The sequence below is a fragment of the Bacillus sp. N12A5 genome (genome assembly GCF_026790125.1).
In the GTDB taxonomy this organism is placed as follows: domain Bacteria; phylum Bacillota; class Bacilli; order Bacillales; family Bacillaceae; genus Bacillus.
The window spans coordinates 179,814-203,793 of record NZ_JALAMR010000009.1 but is presented as its reverse complement, the minus strand read 5'-3'; the positions used below and the strand labels follow the sequence as shown (position 1 = coordinate 203,793).

Genomic DNA, 23,980 nt, shown 5'->3' with positions numbered 1-23,980 from the left:
AAAAGGTGATGAAGGTGGAAACAAAAGAAACAATGATTCATGTCATCGTTGCCACTGCTGAATGGGGAAAAGACCAATTGAGATACAGAAGGCACCGGCTGGCGGAGTTTTTAGCCGCTCAGGAGGGAACGAAGGAAGTCATTTGGGTGTGCCCGGCTCCGCGCCCCCAAGAAAGTGAATTCCAGCAGGTCCGTTCAGGCATCAGGCAATTCGCCGTCAAAGACCTGCTGCAGAAAAAAATGTTTCGCTTCGGGCGATATACAGATGTCTTTTACAGGCATAAGCTCTCCCCTTTACTTGATGAGCTGAAAACTGCTTCTGCAAACGGTGAACGCTGCTGTTTGTGGTACACGTTCCCTGGGTTCCCGCTGTTGTCTTCGCTGTATCCCTGGGATCAGGTTATTTATGATTGCAGTGACTTATGGGCAGCGCCGATCAGCGGCCGTTCAAATCTGCTGTCTGAATTCCGGCGAAAAGTCATTAAATCGGCGGAGATAAGAATTATACATCGTGCAGATTCCATTACCTGTTCATCGGATTATCTTCACAAAGAAGTAGACAAAAAACTGACCGCAGGACGAGAAAAGGTTCATACTGTCGAGAACGGGGTTGAATTTGAGCTGTTTTCTGCAAATAAGAAAGCTCCTGATCGCAGTATATTACAGGGAAGAGAAGGAACAGTATTAGGCTTTATCGGTGGGATTAAACCTAAGCTCGATTTTAAAATGATTGAAGAAGCTGCATTACAAAAGCCTGATTGGACATTTTTATGGGTTGGTCCGGATGCCACCAACGGAGTTGCCTCGTTTCAAAAGCTGCTGAGGCTTCCCAATGTCATATGGACCGGCCCGGCGGATCCAAAGGAAGTTCCGCATTATATGGAGCTTATCGATATCGGCATGATGCCATATAAAAATTCACCGTATAATCAAGCCGTGTTTCCGCTGAAACTATTTGAATTTTTAGCGGCAGGAAAGCCTGTTGTCGGCTCTAATCTTCCGTCAACATCAAAAATGAAAAAGCCGTATATATACGAATATGTAGAAGGCGATGATCCGATTGATTTTATAGCCGCGTGCGAAAAAGTCCTCGCCCAAAACGGAGATGAAAGGTATAAAGAAATGCGCCGAAACATTGCCCGCGCGCAAGATTGGAACTGCTTATTTAAACAAATCATGAAGTATACAGGGATTCAAAAACATGCGTAGTCCTATAAATTGGGATGCGCGTTTTTTGATTATACGTGTTTCTTTTTGATGAAGCTTGTTATAATAACTAAGGAGAAGGTATAATGGAAGGAACGGTTCTCTATCTAAATAAAGACTTCATTTAATTCCAAAGGAGACTTCTTTATGCTTGACGAACGCATGATTCGCATTGTTGTTGCGTTTATTGTCTCGCTGCTTACAGTTTTAATCATAACCCCAATCGTAAAAAGGATTGCGATTAAAATAGGTGCAGTTGATCAGCCCAGCAATCGAAAAGTACATGACAAAATTATGCCCCGGATGGGCGGGCTGGCCATATTTATCGGGGTGGTTGCAGGCGTGCTTGCATCCGGTATTTACACAGAAACAAGAATGACGGCTATTACAGTCGGAGCATTCATCATTATTGTGTTAGGAATTCTTGACGATAAATATCAATTAAGTGCAAAAGTTAAGTTTTTGATTCAATTAGGTGTTGCCATTATGATTGTAAGCACCGGCTTAAAAATGGACTTTTTCTCAGTACCTTTTTTAACAGAACGATTTGAGTTAGGGTGGATGGCTTATCCGCTGACAGTATTATGGATTGTCGGGATTACAAACGCAATTAACCTGATTGACGGATTGGATGGCCTTGCCGCCGGTCTCTCTGTTATCGGCCTGTCAACAATCGCCGTCATGGCGCTATCCGGCGGAAAAATACTGATTCTGTCCCTCTCATTGGTTGTAATCGCCAGTACGCTGGGATTTTTGTTTTACAACTTTCATCCAGCAAAAATCTTTATGGGTGATACAGGATCACTTTTTTTAGGGTATAGTATTTCAATTCTTTCATTATTAGGACTGTATAAAAGCGTAACATTATTCAGTATCGTTATTCCGATTATTATTTTAGGTGTGCCAATTTTTGATACAACATTTGCTATTATCAGGAGAATATTAAACAAACAGCCGATTTCGGCGCCGGATAAGTCCCATATTCACCACAGACTGATGGCCTTTGGCCTTTCACATCGGATGTCGGTCATTGTGATTTATCTGATTGGATTTATTTTCAGCATAAGTGCAATTGTGCTCAAAAGTGCCACAATTTGGCTCTCTTTGTTTATTATCTTCATTTTAATTATTTTTATGCAGATCATTGCAGAAGTGACAGGACTTGTGAATGAAAAATTCAAGCCGTTTACGAAATTCTATAAACGGCTGTTAAAAAGGAATTAAAAACTCCGGCTGAGTGGCCGGAGTTTTTTCGTTACAAAAATGCCCGATCCTCTAAAGGACCGGGCATTTTTTAATAGGATGAATCAGTTGTTGAATTTGTTGTGCCGTTTGAGCTTGTGCTGCTGTCATTCGAATAGCTGCTTCCGCTCGTCGTACCGTCAGTTGTTGTGCTTTCATCTGTGCCGGTGCTGTCGGAACTGCTTGAACTGTCCGTTCCGTATGTTGAACTTCCGGTACCGGTAGTGTCAGTGCTGCTGGTATCTGGAGTATAAGCTAAATGCTCTTGGAGCGTTTGTCTGACTTTCTCCAGATTTGTTGCATCCGGTTCAAAATAATACGTGTTGTTTGGCCCTAAATACAAATCAGAACCTGTAATGCTCAAGGTGTCGATTTTTTTGCTGGTAAAGCCGCTGTAAATCTGTTGAAGCGCTAAACCTTCTGTAATGCGAATATTGGTTTCAACGTTTTCGCTCGCTTTTTCTGCGATTTTATCAATCTTAGCAATATTGCTTGCACTTGACATTCGGTCAATCAGCGCGTTTAAGATTTGTTTCTGTCTGTCATTACGGCCAAAGTCGCCGCGTTTATCCTGTTTTCTCATACGGGCATACGCCAAGGCTTCCTCGCCGTTTAGATGCATCTCGCCTTTTTTGAAGTAAATCCGTTTGCTTTCGTCTACGTCACTTTTTTCATCAAAATCGAAAGGCACATCTACATCAATGCCGCCGACTTCATTAATCACATCTTTAAATCCGTCAAAATCAACTGTGACATATTTATCAATCGGGATTTGCAAGAAGTTTTCAACGGTTTCAACTGTCTCATCTTTTCCGCCTTTGCTGTAAGCGGCATTAATCTTTGTTTTGCTTCCAGTTGTGTCACTGGCTAATTGCACCCGTGTATCACGGGGAATACTCAGCATTTTCATGGTTTTATTTTTGGGATCAAGGGTAACTACAATAAGAGAGTCTGATCTCCCTTTTTGTCCTTTTGTCGCGTAATCCTCTATTCCCATAAATAAAATAGAAAACGGTTTTTTCTTCATGTCTACCACTTCGCTGCGAAGATTTGATTTATTTCCGCGGGAAAGAGCATCGTACGAATCATCCGCAGCGTTAATGGTTTTATATAGTTTATATCCTCCAAGCCCTACGACTACCAATAATGCAAGGGCGAATAATAACATCATTCTTTTTAAAATTTTCCTGCGTTTGCTCTTTTTCTTTTTTCGCACACGCACTCTAACGCGTTCAGCCATTATTCAGTCTCCTTTATGTGATTGACGGCTTTTTCAAGATACGTCAACTCTCCCTCTTTAATATCACTTTTTCCATTTGTCAGTTCTGTCATCCATTCAGAAAATGCGCCAGTATCTTTTTCTTCCACATATGTTTCGAATTCAACATTTTCCGCATAATGGATTTCTTTTAACAGAAATTGTGATTCCCTTAATTCATTTTCTATCTTGCCAAGCCAAGTGTAATCTGCGGAAGTATGCATGACGCGCATGAGCTTCCGTTCTACAACACCTATATGATTTAATCCTTCAGACACTGATTTCCCATAAGCGCGAATTAATCCGCCGGCCCCAAGTTTAATGCCTCCGAAATATCGTGTAACGACGGCGCAGGTATCCTTAAGACCGCGTTTTCTTAATACTTCGAGCATCGGCACTCCCGCTGTACCGCTTGGTTCTCCATCATCATTGGCTTTTTGGATATGATCGTTCTCGCCAATTACGTAAGCCGAGCAATTATGAGTCGCATTCCAGTGCTGTTTCTTTATTTTCTGTATAAATTCCTGTGCCTCTTGTTCTGTAGAAACACGGCTTAAATGACAGATAAAACGCGATTTTTCTATAACAATCTCGTGTTCTCCTGCTTCTTTCACAGTAAAATAGCTGTGCAGCATGCTTGCTGACCCTCCTGCTAAGCATAAAAGACTGCCCATACAAATTCGTACAGTCTTTAGAATTTTTGTGCGTATTTTGGTATCATAAAGAATAGAAGGTATATAAAAATGTTTATTTCTAGAATATACGCATTCTTTCATTATAATTCGACACAATTTGCAGATCAATTACATTTATAATAAAAATATATGACAACGCCGTGACGGAGGGAAATTATGAATAAAACAAAGATGGATTCCAAAGTGCTGGATTCTATTTTGATGAAGATGCTGAAAACCGTTGACGGGAGCAAGGATGAGGTTTTTCAAATCGGGGAGCAGTCACGCCAGCAGTATGAACAGCTGGTTGAAGAACTGAAACAAATTAAACAGCAGGTTTATGAAGTAATCGAGCTTGGCGATAAACTTGAAGTGCAAACCCGACATGCGAGAAATCGTTTATCCGAGGTCAGCCGGAATTTTCATAGATTCAGTGAAGAAGAAATCCGCAATGCTTACGAAAAAGCCCATAAGCTGCAGGTGGAATTGACGATGATCCAGCAGCGTGAAAAGCAACTGCGCGAACGCCGTGATGATTTAGAGCGCAGATTGTTGGGCCTTCAGGAAATCATTGAGCGCTCTGAATCATTAGTAAGCCAAATTACAGTTGTGCTCAACTACTTGAATCAGGATTTGCGCGAGGTCGGACTGCTTCTTGCTGATGCTCAGGCAAAACAGGATTTCGGCTTGAGAATTATTGAGGCGCAGGAAGAAGAGCGAAAAAGAGTCTCAAGAGAAATTCATGACGGACCTGCTCAAATGCTGGCAAATGTAATGATGAGATCGGAATTAATCGAACGGATTTTCCGTGACCGGGGTGCTGAGGACGGATTCCAAGAAATTAAAAATCTCCGTCAAAATGTGCGGAATGCCCTTTACGAAGTGAGAAGGATTATATATGATTTAAGACCGATGGCCCTTGATGACCTAGGCCTGATTCCAACTTTAAGAAAATATCTATATACAACTGAGGAATATAACGGAAATGTGAAAATACATTTTCAGTGCATCGGTGAAACAGAGGATAGGCGGCTAGCGCCCCAGTTTGAAGTTGCGCTCTTCCGGCTCGCACAGGAAGCTGTGTCTAATGCGCTAAAGCATTCTGAATCTGAGGAAATTACAGTCAAAGTTGAGATCACAACGGATTTTGTGATTTTAATGATAAAAGATAACGGCAAAGGGTTCGACCTGAAGGAAGCAAAAGAGAAGAAAAACAAATCATTCGGCTTGCTTGGCATGAAAGAAAGAGTAGATTTATTGGAAGGAACGATGACAATAGATTCGAAAATAGGTCTTGGGACATTTATTATGATTAAGGTTCCGTTATCTCTTTGACTATGATTTGTAAAATAGAGCCAAAAGGCATATTGACCGAATGCTAGAGTATATAGAACAATAATACAAGGAGGCGTGGCTTGTGACTAAAGTAAACATTGTTATTATCGACGACCATCAGTTATTTCGTGAAGGTGTTAAACGGATATTGGATTTTGAACCTACCTTTGAAGTGGTAGCCGAAGGTGACGACGGAGACGAAGCGGCTCGTATTGTTGAGCACTATCATCCCGATGTTGTGATCATGGATATCAATATGCCAAACGTAAATGGTGTGGAAGCTACAAAACAGCTTGTAGAGCTGTATCCTGAATCTAAAGTAATTATTCTATCAATTCACGATGACGAAAATTATGTAACACATGCCCTGAAAACAGGCGCAAGAGGTTATCTGCTGAAAGAGATGGATGCTGATACATTAATCGAAGCGGTTAAAGTAGTTGCCGAGGGTGGCTCTTACCTTCATCCGAAGGTTACTCACAACCTCGTTAACGAATTCCGCCGCCTTGCAACAAGCGGAGTTTCTGCACATCCTCAGCATGAGGTTTACCCTGAAATCCGCAGACCATTACATATTTTAACTAGGCGGGAATGTGAAGTGCTGCAGATGCTTGCAGACGGAAAAAGCAACCGCGGTATTGGTGAATCATTGTTTATCAGTGAGAAAACCGTTAAAAACCATGTAAGTAATATTTTACAAAAAATGAATGTAAACGACCGAACGCAAGCCGTTGTGGTCGCCATTAAAAATGGCTGGGTAGAAATGAGATAGTGGAAATTAAGACTTGCCTTTTATGAGGCAGGTCTTTTTTTAGGCTGCCGTTTCCCTTACAATAGAGTTATAAAGCAATAAGGCAGGTATCGAAGCTATGAATATTGCAGTAGTAACAGACAGCACGGCATATATTCCGAAAGAAATGCGTGAACAGCATCAGATACATATGATCCCTCTGCAGGTTGTTTTTGGAGAAGAAACTTACCGCGAAGAAATCGAATTGGATTGGAAAAGCTTTTACGAAGAAGTAAAAAAACATACCGAACTTCCGACGACTTCTCAGCCGCCAATCGGCGAGCTGGTTGCTTTATATGAAGAGCTTGGCAAGACTTATGATGCTGTTATCAGTATCCATCTTTCCAGCGGGATCAGCGGGACATTCAGCAGTGCAGCAGCGGCTGACACTATGGTCGACAATATTGACGTTTATCCATTTGACTCAGAGATCAGCTGTTTGGCCCAAGGATTTTATGCGCTTAAAGCGGCTGAATTAATCAAAAATGGAGCATCATCACCGGAAGATATCATAAAAGAACTCGAAGAAATGAAAAAAACAGTGCGGGCGTATTTTATGGTAGATGATTTGGCCCACCTTCAGCGGGGCGGACGATTAAGCAGCGCCCAAGCCTTTATTGGGAGTCTTCTAAAGGTAAAGCCTATTCTTCATTTTGACAATAAGGTAATTGTGCCTTTTGAGAAGATTCGCACACGTAAAAAAGCCATTTCGCGAATTTATGAGCTTTTAGACGAAGATGCGAGTAAAGGATTGCCTATGTGTGCTGCTGTTATCCACGCTAATCGAGAAGAAGAAGCAGCGAAAATCATTGAGGAGCTTTCTGCAAAATATCCTCATGTTGAATTTTATAACAGTTATTTTGGCGCGGTTATCGGCACTCATTTGGGGGAAGGCGCGCTCGGAATTTGCTGGTGTTTTAAATAATATAAAATCTCCGTTTTAGCAACGGAGATTTTTTTATATTCTAATTTTGATTGTTGGACAGGAAATATTCATTCAGGCATACTGTCTCGAAAGGAGGCGGTTCTATGTGACTGAAAAGAACATTTCTTTCTCAAAAGAATTGCAGGAGGCCCTTCAAAGCCGTCACCTGCTTAGAACTGAACTCCCATTTTCCGATGAGATGATTGAATGGCATATTAAAAATGGCTATATCACCGCTCAAAACTCTATATCCATAAATAAACGCGGGTATAGGTGTAATAGATGCGGACAAAATGATCAACGGTATTTTTCTTTTTATCACTCATCTGGAAAAAAACATCTGTATTGCCGTTCCTGTGTCATGATGGGCAGAGTGAGTGAGGATGTTCCTTTATATTCATGGAAAAAGGATAATGAACCAAACTGGCGGCCGGTTAAGCTGACGTGGGATGGCAAGCTCTCAAGCGGACAGCAACAAGCCGCCAATGTTTTAATTAAAGCAATATCAAAAAAAGAAGAGCTCCTCATCTGGGCAGTTTGCGGCGCTGGCAAAACTGAGATGCTATTCCCCGGTATAGAATCAGCGCTAAATCAAGGACTGCGTGTATGTATTGCGACACCCCGCACCGATGTTGTACTAGAGCTTGCCCCGAGACTCAAGGCTGCCTTTCAGGGGGCAGACATTTCAGCGCTTTACGGAGGAAGCGAGGACAGAGGGCTTTTATCTTCACTTATGATTTCCACTACACATCAGCTTTTGCGCTATAAAGACGCATTCGACGTTGTGATCGTGGATGAAGTTGATGCTTTTCCGTTTTCCGTAGATCAAACTCTTCAATTCGCTGTTCAAAAAGCAAGAAAGAAAAACAGCACCCTTGTTTACCTAAGTGCAACACCTCCTAAAGAATTAAAAAGAAAAGCACTGAACGGACAGTTAGACTCAGTTCGGATTCCAGCAAGATACCACAAAAAACCTTTGCCGGAACCGCGCTTTATTTGGTGCGGAGACTGGAAAAAGAAATTAAACCGAAGCAAAGTTCCGCCAGCGGTAAAAAGATGGGTAGCGTTTCATGTGAAAGAAGGGAGGCCTGTTTTTTTATTTGTTCCCTCAGTTTCTGTTTTGGAAAAGGCAGCAGCCTGCTTTAAAGATGTTAATTGCCGAACAGCGTCTGTACATGCGGAAGATAAGCACAGAAAAGAAAAAGTTCAGCAATTCCGAGACGGTCAGCTTGATCTCTTACTCACAACAACAATTTTAGAAAGAGGCGTCACGGTTCCTAAGGTGCAGACGGGAGTATTAGGGGCGGAATCACCAATCTTTACGGAAAGCGCACTTGTTCAAATTGCCGGAAGAACAGGCCGGCATAAAGAGCATGCGGACGGTGATGTCATTTTCTTTCACTACGGTAAAACAAAGAGTATGCTGGATGCACGAAAGCATATAAAAGAAATGAATGATTTGGCAGCGAAAAATGAATGTACAGGCTAGCCATTATTCGAAAACATGGTACAGTATACTCATATAACCGATGATGAGGAGCTGTACAAATGCTTGTCAATTCAAAAGAAATTGTAATGAAAGAACTGCTCGACCGATATATGGACCAGCTTCATATGACCTGTACTTGCAAAGTATGCAAAAACGATGTATTGGCACTTTCGTTAAACAAAGTAACACCATCCTACGTCACTGATCTTAAAAAGATCGCTTATACAAAAGCTGAGCTGGTAGATAAACAAAAAAATACGGCCATGCTAGTGATTTTGGCTGAATCTGCTGCTATGGTATCAGAGAATCCAAGCGATCAGTGCCAAACGAAGCAGGAGGAGGCATTCATAAACTGATCTGTCTATTATGCGATTCACAATTTTCTCAAGCTATTACATGGAGAGCTCTTTTTTTATTAAAGCCTGACGAAAAGGTTTGTAATTCCTGCAGAAGAAAATTAAAGAAAATCACAGGACATATGTGTACCTTATGCGGCAGACCTCAAGCCATTCATGCGGTATGCAGGGATTGCAAGACGTGGAAATCAATGATAAGTGACAGCTTGCTGCTCCGCCAAAACCGTTCAGTTTATACCTATAATGATATGATGAAAGAAACACTCTCCCGTTTTAAATTCAGAGGAGATGCAGAAATCATACATGCATTTAAAAGCGATTTTTCCTCAACCTTCTCAGAGGTTTACCCCGATAAGCATTTTGTTCTTGTTCCTATTCCGCTGAGCAAGGAACGGGAGAAAGAGCGCGGATTTAACCAGGCACAGCTTCTGGCAGAATGCTTAGACCGGCCTGTCCACCATCCCCTTATTCGCCTGAACAATGAGAAACAGTCCAAGAAAAAGAAAACAGAACGCCTGCTTTCAGAGTGTATTTTTGATACAGAGAACAATTCAGCCGAAGGTATGAATATCATTTTAATAGACGATCTTTATACAACAGGCGCCACTTTGCATTTTGCAGCCCGCTGCTTATTAGAAAAAGGAAAAGCCCGTTCAGTGGCATCTTTTACCTTAATCAGAAGCTAAATGATTCTGTTTTTATGCCGATATAATCACTAGAAATTAACACAGGCATATTATTTTATAAGGAGAAAAAAGATGGGAGAACTGGCGAATTGTCCGAAATGCAATGCTTTATTTTTAAAAACAAAGCTGCAAACCGTATGTCAGGCGTGTATTAAGGAAGAAGAAAAATCATTTGAAACTGTCTATAAGTTTTTAAGAAAACAGGAAAACCGGCAATCAACTTTGAACCGGATAACTGAGGAAACAGGTGTAGAAGAAGAGCTGATATTGAAATTCATCAGGCAGAAGCGGATTCAAATCTCTCATCTTCCCAATTTGGCATATCCATGTGAAAGGTGCGGAGCATCGATTCGAGAAGGCAAGTTCTGCAAGGCTTGCCAGTCTGATATAAAGGCTCAAATGGATCATTTGAACCACGAGGACGCCCTGAAAATCGAGAAGGAAAATAGTAAAAAAGACACATACTATGCCTATAATACCAAAAACAGCTGATTCCCTAAACTAACTGAAAACGCAGTCGATAAAAGGGTTAAGATTGTTTAAAGACTGCAACGGAAAGCGAGAGGAATCCTATGAAAATCAATCAATTTGGAACACAATCCGTTAATCCATATCAAAAAAATTATGAAAAGCAAACGGTGCAAAAAACAGCTGCACAGCCTCAAGATAAAATTGAAATTTCATCACAGGCTAAAGAAATGCAAAATGCATCCGACGCAGTCGCTGGTTCACGCCAGGAAAAAATTGCGCAGCTTAAAGCACAAATTGAAAATGGGTCATACAAAGTAGACGCAAATCATATAGCAAAAAATATGATTAATTTTTATAAAAAGCAATAAAAAAGGAGAAAGCCCATGTCAGCAAAGCCAATTATTGAACTATTGAAGCGACTTTGCGTTCTGCATGAGCACCTGCTCACGCTGTCTGAGGAAAAGACGGAAGCGCTCAAAGCCGGCAAAACAAAAGAGCTTTCTAACATTTTGACAAAAGAGCAAAAATATATTCAGGCAATCGGCCAAACAGAAGATGACCGGATCAAAGCAACTTCCGCTTTTCTGGGGTACAGCGAAAATAACACCATTTCCGCATGTATTGCCAAAACTTCACGCGGAGAAAAGGAAGAGCTGGAACAACTATATGAATCACTTTCTAAAGTTCTCGGACGATTGAAAGAAGTGAATGAGATGAATAGGCAGCTGACGAGAGACGCACTGCAATTCATCTCTATTTCGTACGATATGCTGGTTCCTAAGGAAAACAGCATCAATTACAGCAAATCAATTAAAGCTGAGCTTCCGAAGAGCAGCCGAATGAAATTATTTGATTCAAAAGCTTAGCAGAAAGGAATTCAGAATATGACATCTAGCTTTATGGGGCTTGAAACTGCAAGGCGGGCATTAAGCGCTCAGCAAGCAGCGTTAAGCACTACTGCAAATAACGTGGCAAACGCCAATACTGATGGTTATACAAGACAGCGAGTCTCTTTGGAGGCAACTGACTATTTCCCTGCTGTATCAAAAAATGCAGAAAAAACTGCAGGACAAATGGGAACAGGAGTTCAAGGGAAGTCTGTTGAGAGAATAAGAGATATCTTTCTTGACTACCAATACCGTCTTCAAAACAACAGTGCCGGATACTATGACACGAAAGCCAATGCGCTGTCCCAAATGGAAGGCGTTTTAAATGAGACAGATGACAGCGGCTTGAACAGTGTGCTCAATTCGTTTTGGAATTCCCTGCAGGAATTATCAAATAATACAAATGAAGACAGTGCGCGTTCCGTTGTTTCTGAAAAAGGAAAAACTGTAGCAGAAACGTTTAATTATATTTCTGAATCGCTCACCAATGTTCAATCGAACTTAAAAGCAGAACTGGATACAACTGTGTTGGATGTCAATTCTCTACTTTCTCAATTAAACAGTTTAAATAAGCAAATTGCACAAGTAGAACCGGTCGGGCTTCTTCCGAATGGTTTATACGATCAGCGAGATGTGTTGATCGATAAATTATCCTCAATGGTTGATATTAAGGTCAGCTACAACAAGTCAGGCGGGAATGCGCTTGCTTCTGCTGAAGGGACTGTATCCATTGAAATTCTTGATAAGAATAAACAATCTCTGGGAACTGTTTTGGACGGTAAAAATTACGAGGTTTCAGAACTTGCAGCCAACTATGATACTGAAACTGGGTTAGTATCAAGTATTTCAATCGGAGACAATGCTGTACAGACTGAGTCATTCACCAGTAAGGGATCTCTTTTAGGATTTGTGGAGTCATACGGGTATATTACAGCAGATGGCCAAGAAAAGGGCATATACCCGGAAATGCTTTCTGACCTTGACAAGATGGCACTTGAATTCGCAAAAGCTTTTAATGAGGTGCACAGAAATGGTTTGACCAAGAGCGGGGATCAAGGCGGAGACTTTTTTGATTTTACCGGTGGTGAAACTGAGCCGGCAAAAGGGGCAGCTGGCAAGATTAAAGTTACTGACAGCATTTTAGATTCAAAAGGCGCAAACATTGCTTTCTCACTGACTGGTGCAGCCAACGATAACTCAAATGCTACAAATTTAGCGAATGTTTTAACCGGTAAAATAACCATTAACGGTAAAGAAACCAGTGTGTTAGATTATTATGCGGGCCTGATTGGTGAGCTGGGAATTAAAGCGCAAGAAGCAAATCGATTGGCGTCTAATACAGAAACACAGCTTAATGACGCCGACATAAACCGGCAGCAAATGAGCGCAGTTTCTTTAGACGAAGAAATGACGAATATGATTCAATTCCAACACGCGTACAATGCTGCTGCCAGAATGGTGACTTTACAAGACGAAATCCTTGATAAAGTGATCAATGGCATGGGTGTCGGAGGAAGGTAGGTAGATCAAATGAGAGTAACACAAGGCATGATTCAGCAAAACTCATTGAGATATATCGGTTCAAGCTACTCGAAGCTGGATAAACTTCAATCACAGATTTCGTCAGGGAAAAAAATCACAAAGGCTTCCGACGATCCTGTAGTAGCAATGAAAAGCTTAAAGTATAATACACAACTGTCTCAAGTCCAGCAATATCAAAGTAATGCTTCTCAAGCGTTTACCTGGCTTGAAAACACAGAAACGAACATCACTGAAGGAATTGATATTTTATCAAAAGTCAAAGAATTAGCTATTCAAGCAAAAAATGACACAAACGGTGAAGCAGAGCGGCAAGCGATTGGCGTAGAAGTGAAGCAGTTAAAGGAGCAGCTTTTAAATATTGCGAATACACAAGTGAACGGCAGATATATTTTTAATGGCACAAACTCAGACAAGCCTCCGGTTACAGATAACGGAGACGGAACTTATACAATCTCTGATACTGCTGATGTCATAGTCAATATATCTAATAATATGACATTAAAAGTGAATTCAGATCCAAAGTCAGCTTTTGGGGGCACTTCTGAAAGCGGACAGAATGTCTTTGAAATGCTTGACTCATTTGAAAAAGCACTTAGTTCAGGTTCACTCGATGACATGGACAGCGTTTTAAATGATATTGATCGATTTTCTGAGGGCATGAGTGCTGAACGCTCAGATCTTGGAGCAAGATATAATCGTCTTGAACTGATTAATACAAGACTCTCAGCTCAAGAAGAAACAGCTACAAAAGTGTTATCAGACAATGAAGATGTAGAACTGGAAGAAGTAATAACAGAATTTATTGCGCAGCAAAGCGTGCATAGAGCTACTTTGGCTGTAAATGCGCAAATTGTCCAGCCTACATTAATTGACTTTTTAAAGTAAGCGGCTCTCAGGAGTTCGCTTTTTTTATAGTTCAGGAGGTATAGTGATGCAAATTCCCAGATTGATTATGCACAGTGTTCAAGGGAAAATTGGTTTAACAACGACGCCCGCCAGTTTAAAAATGGAGCAGCCGCAAGCCGATCTTGAGATCGAACAGCCAAGTGCAGAAATGGAAATATCCGTGACACCTGGAAAACTCACGATTGACCAAACGCAAGCATGGGAAGAATTAGACAGAAAGCATATATTCAAACGGATCGCAGAAGCTGCCCAACAAGGACATGAGGATGTAATGGAGGGAATAGCCCGCACTGCAGAAGAAGGTGACGAGCTTATGAGAATCGAAAATAAGGGGAATCCAATCGCCTCACAAGCAAGGAGGAACTCTGAGCTGCACCAAATTCAATTAGGAGAACATTATGCTCCTTCTCTTTCAAGGGTGAAAATACAATATGCCCCATCAGAGCTTGATATTCAGATTACGCCGCGAAAGCCTGTTATTCAGGCTGAACCGAATAAGCCAATAGTTGAATATACGCCGGGAAATGTTAAGGTTGACATGCTCCAATACCCTGATTTAAAAATAGATGTAGAATACCCGAAAGAATCACCCGAAAAGTAAAAAGTAAAGGATCGTGAACAATGATCATTCAAACTAAGTACCATGGCCAAATGAACGTAAAAGAAGAACAAATCATCCTTTTTGAAAACGGGATTCCAGGTTTTTTAGAAGAAAAACAGTTCGTCATTCTTCCGCTTTCGGAAGACTCTCCATTCGTGGCGCTGCAGTCCGTCACTTCAGAAAATCTTGCGTTCATCGTTGTAAGTCCGTTTATCTTTTTTAAGAATTATGAATTTGATCTTGATGAATCAACTGCTGAACTTTTGGATATCGATAATATTGAAGAGGTAGAAGTCATGACAATATTGACCATGGCAGAGCCGTTCGAAAAATCTACTGCCAATTTATTGGCTCCCATTATTGTGAATCGCAAGAACATGATGGCTAAGCAAGTCGTTTTACACGACTCCTCATATACGACAAAGCATCCGATTGGAGGAGAATCATGCTAGTTTTATCGCGGAAAATAAACGAAGCGATTCAAATAGGCACTGATATTGAAGTGAAAGTGATTGCGGTTGAGGGGGATCAAGTGAAGCTTGGAATTGAAGCCCCAAAGCATATTGATATTCACAGGAAAGAAATTTACTTGACCATTCAAGAAGAAAATAACCGCGCGGCAACGTTATCCAGCGATGTGATCTCCGCATTATCCTCACAAAAAAAGTGAGGATTTTTTTATTTTTGTATTAACAAAATCAGAGACAATCCGATATTAATGATGTAGCCGGGAGGAGGTGCGAATACTCCGCCAGTTACAAAAAAACAAGGCACAAGGACGTGCCGTAACAACACATTCAGGGAGGAACAAAACAATGAGAATTAACCACAATATCGCAGCACTTAACACACTGAACCGTTTGTCTTCAAACAACAGTGCGAGCCAAAAAAACATGGAGAAACTTTCTTCAGGTCTTCGTATCAACCGTGCGGGAGATGACGCAGCGGGTCTTGCGATCTCTGAAAAAATGAGAGGACAAATCAGAGGTCTTGAAATGGCTTCTAAAAACTCTCAAGATGGAATCTCTCTTATCCAAACAGCTGAAGGTGCATTGACTGAAACTCATGCGATCCTTCAACGTGTTCGTGAACTAGTTGTTCAAGCAGGAAACACTGGGACTCAGGATAAAGCAACTGACTTACAATCTATTCAAGATGAAATTTCAGCTTTAACAGATGAAATCGATGGTATTTCAAATCGTACAGAATTCAATGGTAAGAAATTGTTAGATGGTACTTACAAAGTTGACGCAGCTACTCCTGCAAACCAAAAGAACTTGGTTTTCCAAATCGGAGCAAATGCGACACAGCAAATCTCTGTAAATATTGAGGATATGGGTGCTGACGCTCTTGGAATTAAAGAAGCTGATGGTTCAATTGCAGCTCTTCATTCTGTTAATGACCTTGATGTAACAAAATTTGCTGATAATGCAGCAAATACAGCTGATATTGGTTTCGACGATCAATTGAAAATTGTTGATGAAGCGATCAACCAAGTTTCTTCTCAGCGTGCTAAGCTTGGTGCGGTACAAAACCGTCTTGAGCACACAATCAACAACTTAAGCGCTTCTGGTGAAAACCTGACAGCTGCTGAGTCTCGTATCCGTGACGTTGACATGGCGAAAGAGATGAGCGAGTTCACAAAGAACAACATTCTCTCTCAAGCTTCTCAAGCGATGCTTGCTCAAGCGAACCAACAGCCGCAAAACGTACTTCAATTGTTACGTTAATTTTGAAAAAGACCTTGGCGTTTGCCGAGGTCTTTTATTTTATATTTCTAACTCCGAATCATTCTCCTTGCTTCTCTAACTCATGATATAATAACCGGATTCTCCACTACCTTTGTATAAATGTATCTTCAAACAAGAAATATAAAACGAATGAGTTTTTTCCAAAAAATATGTGTAATCTTAACTCGACTTAGTCGATATAAACGATAGATTGGGGCATAGGGGATGATCAATTGAATATTGAAAGGCTCACTACGTTACAACCTGTTTGGGATCGTTACGATGCTCAAATACATAATCAGAAAGATCATGACAGTGAGGTTCCCGTTCATCTTGTTTCTTATACTAATCTTGCTGAAATGGTAGGGGAGATGAACAAGCTTTTGGAACCTTCGCAAGTTCACCTGAAGTTTGAGCTTCATGAAAAGTTAAATGAATACTATGTAAAGGTAATAGAAGACTCTACAAATGAAGTGATCCGTGAAATTCCGCCAAAACGGTGGCTTGATTTTTATGCAGCTATGACTGAATTTCTTGGATTATTTGTAGATGAAAAAAAGTAGAATAGGAGTGGTTCGAAATGGTTACGAGAATAACAGGTCTGGCGTCGGGAATGGACATAGATGATATCGTATCAAAGCTGATGCAGACAGAAAGAGCGCCGCTTGATAAGCTGACTCAAAAAAAGCAGACCCTTGAATGGCAGCGTGACAGCTATCGTGAAGTAAACTCAAAAATAAAAGAATTGCAGGATTATATATCTCAAAATACACTAACATATCCAAGTGTATACCAGAGTAAGACTGTAACAAGTTCAAATGAGTCTGTTTTGACTGCTACAGGTAGTGTAAGTGCACCAAACTCATCTTCTACTGTCGAAGTAGCAAGCTTAGCAACTGCGGCAACTTATAAAGCCAGTAGTTATTCAGGATATACACAGGGAGATTATAATTTGACTTTTAATGTAATCGCACCCGGTGAAACAACAGCAAAATCAGTGAATATCGGTGTGACGAGCGCCGATACGATTGATAATGTAATTACTAAAATTAACAACTCAGATCTAGGCGTATCAGCATTTAAAGACAAAATTTGGAACGGTACAGAGTATGTAGAAACGATTGCGTTTTCTTCTAAAGCAACAGGTGCAGGAGGCAGCATACAGGCAGCAGACTCTGCTACAGCCGACTTTATGTCCGGCCAGCTCGGTTTTTCATTAGACGCTGATAATAAGCTCACTGCATACAAGGAAGGGACAAATGCAAAAGTCACAATTAACGGCTTTGAAATGGAGAAGCTGACAAACAATTTCACGGTTAACGGTGTTACCTACTCGATCAAAAATACAACTGCAGCCACAGGCCCTGTTACCACATCTGTTTCAACTGATGTTGACGGGATTTATAACAAAATTAAAGAATTTGTAGATAAATATAATGATTTGGTTGATAGTTTAAATAATAAATTACAAGAAACAAAATACAGGGACTACACTCCGCTGACGAGTGAACAAAAAGAGGCTATGTCAGATAAGGAGGTAGAGCTCTGGGAAGAGAAGGCAAAAAGCGGACTACTGAGAAATGATATAAGCATAAGTACTGGCACAAACCAAATGCGGACGGATTTATATTCTCAAGTAAATGCGAATGGTAAAACATATCAATTAACTGAGTTTGGTATCACAACTTCAAGTGCTTACCAACTGAGAGGACACTTAGAGATTAACGAAGAGAAATTGAAAGCAAAAATAGCAGAAGATCCTCAAGGGGTTGCTAATCTTTTTACAAGCGGAACAAACGATAGTAACTACAGCGATAAAGGTATTATGAAGCGGATTACTAATACACTTAGAAGTACTGTAAAAAGTATTGAAGCTAAAGCTGGGAACTCGACAATGGGAGCTAGCGATTATTCTATCGGAAAAAATTTGAACTCAATTAGTAATGAGATAACTGATATGCAGGACCGATTGAATACCATAGAAAACCGCTATTATACAAAATTCAGTGCAATGGATTCTGCGATTCAAAAAATGAACGAACAAGCGTCCTATTTATCACAGCTTCTTGTACAATAAATGTAATTTGGAGGATGACACATGGCGATCCAAAATCCTTATACAGCCTATCAGCAAAATTCAGTGAATACCGCTACACCCGGTGAACTGACGCTTATGCTGTATAATGGCTGTTTGAAATTTATAAGACTTGCCTCTCAGGCCATTGAGAATGATGATATGGAACGTAAAAATGAAAACCTGATTAAAGCGCAAAATATCATTCAGGAATTAAATTTTACGCTTAACCGTAATATAGAGCTTTCCGCTTCCATGGGTGCGATGTACGATTATATGTATCGAAGATTGGTGCAGGCAAATATCAAAAATGATAAGGGTATGCTGGCTGAGGTTGAAGGCTATGTAACAGATTTTCGCGATGCTTGGAAACAGGCCATTCAAAGTGAACGGAAGGACCGGCACGGATCAGGCGGGATCGCATGAAAAACATAGATCAACTATACACTGAGACGGAGAGTATGCTGTCACACATACAAAATACACCGGAAAGCGATGAACTTTTAAAGCAGATTGAAGACTTTGTGGCTAAACGCTCTGACCTTATTCAGGAGATATCTCTGCCGCTTTCTGATGAAGAGCGAAAGCAGATAAAGCTTGTGCTGACATGGGATCAGCTTATTGTGAAGGAAATGGAAAGACTGAAGCAGTCAATCGCAGCAGAACTTCAGCAGGTAAAAAGGAAACGAGTAATGCACACGACGTATTTAAATCCTTATAACAACCTTACGATTGACGGCACATATTATGACAAGCGTAAATAGGTGAGTGCCTTGAAGAGCATTGAAGATTATACGCTTTTATCAGCTTATTATCATCTTCTTTTTACCATTGAGGAAGGGCTATGTTATTTGATAGAAGCTGAACAGAATTTATCAAAAACAGAAGGGGATCGGATCTACCAGGATCTGATCCAAGCCTTTTTTTATTTGGATTCCACACATTCAACACTCCTGTTTGTGATGAATACGCGGTGTGCTGAAATATGTGTTAAAGCATTTGACGAAATTTTTGAGGAGTTTGATCAATTGGTATCTTTCTCTTTTCCCTCTCATGAGTTCTGTGAGTTTTTAAAAGAACATTTTCTGATCCATTATAGAAAATGGATGTTGTCCATTCATCAATGTATGGAGCCCTTTGTAATCAATTAGGCGAGGGAGAGGTATTTGTTTCTTACAATCAGCATATACATATACCTCCAAACCGCCAATACATCAGCACTACAAACACAATTCGACAAAGTTCACTGAATTTTCACATAAGATTTACGTTTCAGCAGGAATTGTAAAGGGTAAAGGAGAAATAGATACATATCCTTAATAAAAGGGAGGCGTTCTTTGATGAACTATAACATCAGAGGAGAAAATATTGAAGTGACACCCGCGTTAAAGGATCATGTCGAGAAGAAGATCGGCAAGCTGGAGCGTTATTTTGACCATAGCGTGAATGCTGATGTGAACGTCAACTTGAAGTTTTACAATGACAAGGAATCTAAAGTTGAGGTTACAATTCCGATGACAGATCTGGCGCTTCGGTCCGAGGTGCATAACGAGGATATGTACAACGCAATTGATCTCGCAACAAACAAACTGGAACGTCAAATCCGTAAGCATAAAACGAAAGTAAACCGTAAATTCCGTGAGCAGGGCTCTCCAAAATATTTACTGGCAAACGGCCTTGGCTCAGAAACAGATATTGCGGTTCAGGATGAAATAGAAGATGAGGAGAGCTTGGACATTGTCCGTCAGAAACGGTTTAATTTAAAGCCGATGGATAGTGAAGAAGCGATCTTGCAAATGAATATGCTAGGCCATAATTTCTTCGTTTTTACTAATGCGGAAACAAACCTTACAAATGTCGTGTACCGCAGAAATGATGGGAAATATGGCTTGATTGAACCGACTGAATAATGAAGAGAGGCCTTCCGCGATATCTGCGGAAGGTTTTTGTTTTTCTTATTTGCAAATTCTTTGGAAATAACAAAAGGTATGATATGATAATGAGAGGTATACATGGACTAGCAAATTATGTATACATGCCTGCAAAACAGGCATGTAAAGATAGAGGAGCGTTATAAATGCTTGGAATTTTAAATAAAATGTTTGATCCAACAAAACGTACGCTGAATAGATACGAAAAAATAGCTAACGATATTGATGCGATTCGCGGAGACTATGAAAATCTCTCTGACGACGCGCTGAAACATAAAACGATTGAATTTAAAGAACGCCTTGAAAAAGGGGCGACAACTGATGATCTTCTTGTTGAAGCATTCGCCGTTGTTCGGGAAGCTTCACGCCGTGTAACAGGCATGTTTCCGTTTAAAGTCCAGCTCATGGGGGGCGTGGCGCTTCATGATGGAAATATCGCGGAAATGAAAACAGGGGAAGGGAAAACGTTAACGTCGACTCTGCCTGTTTATTTAAATGCGTTAACCGGTAAAGGCGTACACGTCGTGACTGTCAATGAATACTTGGCAAGCCGTGACGCTGAGCAGATGGGGAAAATTTTCGAGTTTCTCGGTTTGACTGTCGGCTTGAATTTAAACTCAATGTCAAAAGACGAAAAACGGGAAGCTTACGCCGCTGACATTACTTACTCCACAAACAACGAGCTTGGTTTCGACTATCTGCGTGACAATATGGTTCTTTATAAAGAGCAGATGGTTCAGCGCCCGCTTCATTTTGCGGTAATCGATGAGGTTGACTCTATTTTAATTGATGAAGCGAGAACGCCGCTGATTATTTCTGGACAAGCTGCAAAATCCACTAAGCTGTATGTACAGGCAAATGCTTTTGTCCGTACGTTAAAAGTAGAAAAGGATTATACGTATGATATTAAAACGAAGAGTGTACAGCTGACGGAAGAAGGAATGACAAAGGCTGAAAAAGCGTTTGGCATCGATAACCTGTTTGACGTGAAGAATGTCGCGCTCAACCACCATATCAACCAGTCCTTAAAAGCGCACGCTGCGATGCAGAAGGATGTTGACTATGTAGTGGAAGACGGCCAGGTTGTCATTGTAGACTCCTTTACGGGACGTCTGATGAAAGGCCGCCGCTACAGCGAAGGTCTTCACCAAGCGATTGAAGCAAAGGAAGGGCTTGAAATTCAAAATGAGAGCATGACCTTGGCGACCATTACGTTCCAAAACTACTTCCGGATGTATGAAAAGCTTGCCGGTATGACGGGTACGGCTAAGACAGAGGAAGAAGAATTCCGCAACATCTACAATATGCAGGTTGTTACGATCCCTACTAACAAACCTGTTATCCGTGACGACCGCCCGGATTTAATTTACCGCACGATGGAAGGAAAGTTTAAGGCGGTTGCAGAGGATGTTGCACAGCGTTATATGACGGGGCAGCCTGTTCTTGTCGGTACGGTTGCGGTTGAAACGTCTGAGCTGATCTCTAAGCTGCTTAAAAACAAAGGGATCCCGCATCAAGTGTTAAACGCCAAAAACCATGAACGCGAAGCGCAGATCATTGAGGAGGCCGGCCAAAAAGGCGCAGTTACCATTGCGACAAACATGGCGGGGCGCGGAACGGACATTAAGCTTGGCGAGGGTGTAAAAGAGCTTGGCGGCCTTGCTGTTGTCGGAACGGAACGCCATGAATCACGCCGGATTGACAATCAGCTTCGGGGGCGTTCCGGACGTCAGGGAGACCCGGGGATTACCCAATTTTATCTTTCTATGGAAGATGAATTGATGCGCAGATTCGGGGCTGAGCGGACAATGGCGATGCTTGACCGTTTCGGAATGGACGATTCTACTCCAATTCAAAGCAAGATGGTATCCCGTGCGGTTGAATCGTCTCAAAAACGCGTTGAAGGAAATAACTTCGATTCACGTAAACAGCTTCTGCAATATGATGATGTTCTCCGCCAGCAGCGCGAGGTCATTTATAAGCAGCGCTTTGAAGTTATCGACTCTGAAAACCTGCGTGAAATCGTTGAAAATATGATCAAATCTTCTCTCGAACGGGCAATTGCAGCCTATACGCCAAAAGAAGAGCTTCCTGAGGAATGGAAGCTTGATGGTCTTGTTGAGCTCGTCAACACGACTTACCTTGATGAAGGTGCGCTTGAGAAGAGCGATATTTTCGGCAAAGAGCCGGATGAAATGCATGAGCTCATCATGGACCGCATCATGACCAAATATGATGAAAAAGAAGAAAAATTCGGCGAAGAACAAATGCGTGAATTCGAGAAAGTCATCGTGCTTCGCGCCGTCGACTCCAAATGGATGGACCATATCGATGCGATGGATCAGCTTCGCCAAGGGATTCACCTTCGTGCTTACGCGCAAACAAACCCGCTGCGTGAGTATCAAATGGAAGGCTTTGCGATGTTTGAGCATATGATTGAATCAATTGAGGATGAGGTCGCAAAATTTGTGATGAAGGCTGAGATTGAAAACAATCTGGAGCGTGAAGAGGTTGTACAAGGCCAGACAACGGCTCATCAGCCGCAAGAAGGCGATGATAACAAGAAAGCAAAAAAAGCACCGGTTCGCAAAGTGGTTGATATCGGCCGAAATGCCCCGTGCCACTGCGGAAGCGGAAAAAAATATAAAAATTGCTGCGGCCGGACTGAATAGTTCGCTTAGGCAAGGGTACTGACCGCGGCGCCTGTGGCGCCCGCGGATCTTTTAATGAGGTGAATGGAATGGAATTATCAGAAATCAGAGCAGAGCTCGAAAATATGGCTTCTCGTTTAGCGGACTTTAGGGGGTCTCTTTGACCTCGAATCAAAGGAGGCCCGCATTGCTGAGCTAGATGAACAAATGGCTGATCCGGAATTCTGGAATGATCAGCAGAAAGCCCAAACAGTCATCAATGAAGCTAACGGTATAAAGGATTACGTCAATTCGTATAAAAAATTGAATGAATCCCATGAAGAATTGCAAATGACTCATGATCTTTTGAAAGAAGAGCCGGACGCAGACCTCCAGCTTGAGCTTGAAAAAGAACTAAAATCATTGACGAAAGAGTTCAATGAATTTGAGCTTCAGCTTCTTCTGAGTGAGCCGTATGATAAAAACAATGCAATTTTAGAATTGCATCCTGGTGCCGGCGGTACAGAGTCACAGGATTGGGGCTCTATGCTTCTCAGAATGTATACCAGATGGGGAGAACGCCGCGGTTTTAAGGTGGAAACGCTCGATTACCTTCCAGGTGATGAGGCCGGAATTAAGTCAGTCACATTGCTGATCAAAGGGCACAACGCTTACGGTTATCTCAAAGCGGAAAAAGGTGTCCATCGTCTCGTGCGGATTTCACCGTTTGATTCATCAGGCCGCCGTCACACGTCTTTCGTTTCATGTGAAGTCATGCCTGAATTTAACGATGAAATTGATATTGATATCCGTACAGAGGATATTAAAGTCGATACGTACCGTGCAAGCGGCGCGGGCGGACAGCACGTCAATACGACGGATTCAGCTGTTCGGATTACCCACTTGCCGACGAATGTGGTTGTGACGTGCCAAACGGAGCGCTCACAAATTAAAAACCGGGAAAGAGCTATGAAAATGCTGAAGGCCAAGCTGTATCAGCGCAGAATTGAGGAACAGCAGGCAGAGCTTGATGAAATTCGCGGTGAACAAAAAGAAATCGGCTGGGGCAGCCAAATCCGCTCTTACGTATTCCATCCGTATTCCATGGTAAAAGACCATCGGACCAATACAGAAATGGGGAACGTTCAAGCGGTAATGGACGGAGATATTGATACATTTATCGATGCCTACCTGCGTTCTAAGCTTTCATAACCAGAAAAACACACCTGATAGATGCAGGTGTGTTTT

Annotated in this window: 27 protein-coding genes; 25 read left to right on the top strand and 2 right to left on the bottom strand. The window is 41.5% G+C overall.

What is annotated here, in order from left to right; all coding sequences use genetic code 11:
- Positions 1-14: 14 nt before the first annotated feature.
- Positions 15-1,208 carry a teichuronic acid biosynthesis protein TuaH gene (gene tuaH, locus MOC09_RS12580; RefSeq protein ID WP_268370768.1) on the top strand — a complete coding sequence of 398 codons (1,194 nt, stop codon included), beginning with the start codon at positions 15-17 and terminating at the stop codon, positions 1,206-1,208.
- A gap of 144 nt (positions 1,209-1,352) precedes the next feature.
- The gene (locus tag MOC09_RS12575) at positions 1,353-2,429 is read left to right on the top strand and encodes an MraY family glycosyltransferase (RefSeq protein ID WP_268360510.1); all 1,077 of its coding nucleotides are present in this window, start codon (positions 1,353-1,355) and stop codon (positions 2,427-2,429) included.
- Positions 2,430-2,499: 70 nt separating this feature from the next.
- Here the strand turns inward: MOC09_RS12575 and tagV are convergent, their stop codons facing one another.
- Both tagV and MOC09_RS12565 read right to left on the bottom strand, forming a co-directional pair.
- Positions 2,500-3,687 (bottom strand): polyisoprenyl-teichoic acid--peptidoglycan teichoic acid transferase TagV, encoded by a 1,188-nt coding sequence (gene tagV / locus MOC09_RS12570; RefSeq protein WP_268360509.1) that lies wholly within the window; start codon positions 3,685-3,687, stop codon positions 2,500-2,502.
- Complete coding sequence (locus MOC09_RS12565; RefSeq protein ID WP_268370696.1) at positions 3,687-4,340, bottom strand: YigZ family protein; 654 nt, start codon at positions 4,338-4,340, stop codon at positions 3,687-3,689. Before MOC09_RS12565 ends, tagV begins: the two co-directional genes overlap by 1 nt.
- Positions 4,341-4,556: 216 nt before the next feature.
- On the opposite strand from MOC09_RS12565, the gene degS reads away from it, so the two are divergent.
- The 23 genes from degS (at position 4,557) to prfB (ending at position 23,944) form a co-directional block, all read left to right on the top strand.
- A complete protein-coding gene (gene degS, locus MOC09_RS12560) occupies positions 4,557-5,714 on the top strand; it encodes a two-component sensor histidine kinase DegS (RefSeq protein WP_268360507.1) in 1,158 nt (385 codons plus the stop codon).
- Positions 5,715-5,796: 82 nt separating this feature from the next.
- Entirely contained in the window at positions 5,797-6,486 is a 690-nt protein-coding gene (gene degU / locus MOC09_RS12555; protein ID WP_003219701.1) for a two-component system response regulator DegU, read from the top strand.
- A 97-nt stretch (positions 6,487-6,583) separates the two neighbouring features.
- Positions 6,584-7,429, top strand: coding sequence for a DegV family protein (locus tag MOC09_RS12550; RefSeq protein WP_268370694.1), 846 nt, complete (start codon positions 6,584-6,586; stop codon positions 7,427-7,429).
- 106 nt (positions 7,430-7,535) lie between these two features.
- The gene (gene comFA / locus MOC09_RS12545; RefSeq protein ID WP_268370692.1) at positions 7,536-8,918 is read left to right on the top strand and encodes an ATP-dependent helicase ComFA; all 1,383 of its coding nucleotides are present in this window, start codon (positions 7,536-7,538) and stop codon (positions 8,916-8,918) included.
- Between the two features lie 59 nt (positions 8,919-8,977).
- On the top strand, positions 8,978-9,274 hold the full coding sequence (locus MOC09_RS12540) for a late competence development ComFB family protein (protein ID WP_268360504.1): 297 nt from the start codon (positions 8,978-8,980) through the stop codon (positions 9,272-9,274).
- The gene (locus MOC09_RS12535) at positions 9,238-9,960 is read left to right on the top strand and encodes a ComF family protein (RefSeq protein ID WP_268370690.1); all 723 of its coding nucleotides are present in this window, start codon (positions 9,238-9,240) and stop codon (positions 9,958-9,960) included. Before MOC09_RS12540 ends, MOC09_RS12535 begins: the two co-directional genes overlap by 37 nt.
- Positions 9,961-10,032: 72 nt before the next feature.
- On the top strand, positions 10,033-10,452 hold the full coding sequence (locus tag MOC09_RS12530) for a TIGR03826 family flagellar region protein (protein ID WP_268360502.1): 420 nt from the start codon (positions 10,033-10,035) through the stop codon (positions 10,450-10,452).
- 80 nt (positions 10,453-10,532) lie between these two features.
- Positions 10,533-10,799, top strand: coding sequence for a flagellar biosynthesis anti-sigma factor FlgM (flgM, locus tag MOC09_RS12525; protein WP_268360501.1), 267 nt, complete (start codon positions 10,533-10,535; stop codon positions 10,797-10,799).
- Positions 10,800-10,814: 15 nt separating this feature from the next.
- Positions 10,815-11,297 (top strand): flagellar protein FlgN, encoded by a 483-nt coding sequence (flgN, locus tag MOC09_RS12520; RefSeq protein WP_268360500.1) that lies wholly within the window; start codon positions 10,815-10,817, stop codon positions 11,295-11,297.
- An 18-nt stretch (positions 11,298-11,315) separates the two neighbouring features.
- Positions 11,316-12,839, top strand: coding sequence for a flagellar hook-associated protein FlgK (gene flgK, locus MOC09_RS12515; RefSeq protein WP_268370688.1), 1,524 nt, complete (start codon positions 11,316-11,318; stop codon positions 12,837-12,839).
- Positions 12,840-12,848: 9 nt separating this feature from the next.
- Positions 12,849-13,745 carry a flagellar hook-associated protein FlgL gene (gene flgL / locus MOC09_RS12510; protein ID WP_268360498.1) on the top strand — a complete coding sequence of 299 codons (897 nt, stop codon included), beginning with the start codon at positions 12,849-12,851 and terminating at the stop codon, positions 13,743-13,745.
- Between the two features lie 46 nt (positions 13,746-13,791).
- Complete coding sequence (locus tag MOC09_RS12505; protein ID WP_268360497.1) at positions 13,792-14,367, top strand: DUF6470 family protein; 576 nt, start codon at positions 13,792-13,794, stop codon at positions 14,365-14,367.
- A 20-nt stretch (positions 14,368-14,387) separates the two neighbouring features.
- Entirely contained in the window at positions 14,388-14,819 is a 432-nt protein-coding gene (fliW, locus tag MOC09_RS12500; RefSeq protein ID WP_268370686.1) for a flagellar assembly protein FliW, read from the top strand.
- Positions 14,813-15,037 (top strand): carbon storage regulator CsrA, encoded by a 225-nt coding sequence (csrA, locus tag MOC09_RS12495; RefSeq protein ID WP_268370684.1) that lies wholly within the window; start codon positions 14,813-14,815, stop codon positions 15,035-15,037. The genes fliW and csrA overlap by 7 nt, the downstream gene beginning before the upstream one ends.
- Positions 15,038-15,182: 145 nt before the next feature.
- On the top strand, positions 15,183-16,097 hold the full coding sequence (gene hag, locus MOC09_RS12490; RefSeq protein ID WP_268370682.1) for a flagellin Hag: 915 nt from the start codon (positions 15,183-15,185) through the stop codon (positions 16,095-16,097).
- Positions 16,098-16,330: 233 nt separating this feature from the next.
- Entirely contained in the window at positions 16,331-16,660 is a 330-nt protein-coding gene (gene flaG, locus MOC09_RS12485) for a flagellar protein FlaG (RefSeq protein ID WP_268370680.1), read from the top strand.
- Positions 16,661-16,677: 17 nt separating this feature from the next.
- Positions 16,678-18,174, top strand: coding sequence for a flagellar hook-associated protein 2 (locus MOC09_RS12480; RefSeq protein WP_268370679.1), 1,497 nt, complete (start codon positions 16,678-16,680; stop codon positions 18,172-18,174).
- Between the two features lie 21 nt (positions 18,175-18,195).
- Positions 18,196-18,597 (top strand): flagellar export chaperone FliS, encoded by a 402-nt coding sequence (gene fliS, locus MOC09_RS12475; RefSeq protein ID WP_268370677.1) that lies wholly within the window; start codon positions 18,196-18,198, stop codon positions 18,595-18,597.
- The gene (locus MOC09_RS12470; RefSeq protein ID WP_268360491.1) at positions 18,594-18,935 is read left to right on the top strand and encodes a flagellar protein FliT; all 342 of its coding nucleotides are present in this window, start codon (positions 18,594-18,596) and stop codon (positions 18,933-18,935) included. The genes fliS and MOC09_RS12470 overlap by 4 nt, the downstream gene beginning before the upstream one ends.
- 9 nt (positions 18,936-18,944) lie before the next feature.
- Entirely contained in the window at positions 18,945-19,322 is a 378-nt protein-coding gene (locus MOC09_RS12465) for a hypothetical protein (protein WP_268367160.1), read from the top strand.
- 189 nt (positions 19,323-19,511) lie between these two features.
- Positions 19,512-20,081: a ribosome hibernation promotion factor gene (hpf, locus tag MOC09_RS12460; protein ID WP_268360489.1), complete on the top strand. Its 570-nt coding sequence runs from the start codon at positions 19,512-19,514 to the stop codon at positions 20,079-20,081.
- Positions 20,082-20,248: 167 nt separating this feature from the next.
- On the top strand, positions 20,249-22,774 hold the full coding sequence (secA, locus tag MOC09_RS12455; RefSeq protein ID WP_268360488.1) for a preprotein translocase subunit SecA: 2,526 nt from the start codon (positions 20,249-20,251) through the stop codon (positions 22,772-22,774).
- Between the two features lie 68 nt (positions 22,775-22,842).
- Positions 22,843-23,944 (top strand): peptide chain release factor 2 gene (prfB, locus tag MOC09_RS12450; RefSeq protein ID WP_268360487.1). Its coding sequence is split into 2 segments (ribosomal slippage): positions 22,843-22,914 and positions 22,916-23,944, totalling 1,101 coding nucleotides; the frame shifts between segments, so codons are not numbered across the junction.
- Positions 23,945-23,980: the final 36 nt, after the last annotated feature.

Bases quoted from the DNA above. Each gene is read 5' to 3' on its own strand.
- MOC09_RS12575 (WP_268360510.1), top strand. From the start codon at position 1,353: ATGCTTGACGAACGCATGATTCGCATTGTTGTTGCGTTTATTGTCTCG.
- tagV (WP_268360509.1), bottom strand. From the start codon at position 3,687: ATGGCTGAACGCGTTAGAGTGCGTGTGCGAAAAAAGAAAAAGAGCAAA.
- MOC09_RS12565 (WP_268370696.1), bottom strand. From the start codon at position 4,340: ATGCTGCACAGCTATTTTACTGTGAAAGAAGCAGGAGAACACGAGATT.
- degS (WP_268360507.1), top strand. From the start codon at position 4,557: ATGAATAAAACAAAGATGGATTCCAAAGTGCTGGATTCTATTTTGATG.
- MOC09_RS12550 (WP_268370694.1), top strand. From the start codon at position 6,584: ATGAATATTGCAGTAGTAACAGACAGCACGGCATATATTCCGAAAGAA.
- MOC09_RS12540 (WP_268360504.1), top strand. From the start codon at position 8,978: ATGCTTGTCAATTCAAAAGAAATTGTAATGAAAGAACTGCTCGACCGA.
- MOC09_RS12530 (WP_268360502.1), top strand. From the start codon at position 10,033: ATGGGAGAACTGGCGAATTGTCCGAAATGCAATGCTTTATTTTTAAAA.
- flgM (WP_268360501.1), top strand. From the start codon at position 10,533: ATGAAAATCAATCAATTTGGAACACAATCCGTTAATCCATATCAAAAA.
- flgN (WP_268360500.1), top strand. From the start codon at position 10,815: ATGTCAGCAAAGCCAATTATTGAACTATTGAAGCGACTTTGCGTTCTG.
- flgK (WP_268370688.1), top strand. From the start codon at position 11,316: ATGACATCTAGCTTTATGGGGCTTGAAACTGCAAGGCGGGCATTAAGC.
- flgL (WP_268360498.1), top strand. From the start codon at position 12,849: ATGAGAGTAACACAAGGCATGATTCAGCAAAACTCATTGAGATATATC.
- MOC09_RS12505 (WP_268360497.1), top strand. From the start codon at position 13,792: ATGCAAATTCCCAGATTGATTATGCACAGTGTTCAAGGGAAAATTGGT.
- fliW (WP_268370686.1), top strand. From the start codon at position 14,388: ATGATCATTCAAACTAAGTACCATGGCCAAATGAACGTAAAAGAAGAA.
- csrA (WP_268370684.1), top strand. From the start codon at position 14,813: ATGCTAGTTTTATCGCGGAAAATAAACGAAGCGATTCAAATAGGCACT.
- hag (WP_268370682.1), top strand. From the start codon at position 15,183: ATGAGAATTAACCACAATATCGCAGCACTTAACACACTGAACCGTTTG.
- MOC09_RS12480 (WP_268370679.1), top strand. From the start codon at position 16,678: ATGGTTACGAGAATAACAGGTCTGGCGTCGGGAATGGACATAGATGAT.
- fliS (WP_268370677.1), top strand. From the start codon at position 18,196: ATGGCGATCCAAAATCCTTATACAGCCTATCAGCAAAATTCAGTGAAT.
- MOC09_RS12470 (WP_268360491.1), top strand. From the start codon at position 18,594: ATGAAAAACATAGATCAACTATACACTGAGACGGAGAGTATGCTGTCA.
- hpf (WP_268360489.1), top strand. From the start codon at position 19,512: ATGAACTATAACATCAGAGGAGAAAATATTGAAGTGACACCCGCGTTA.
- secA (WP_268360488.1), top strand. From the start codon at position 20,249: ATGCTTGGAATTTTAAATAAAATGTTTGATCCAACAAAACGTACGCTG.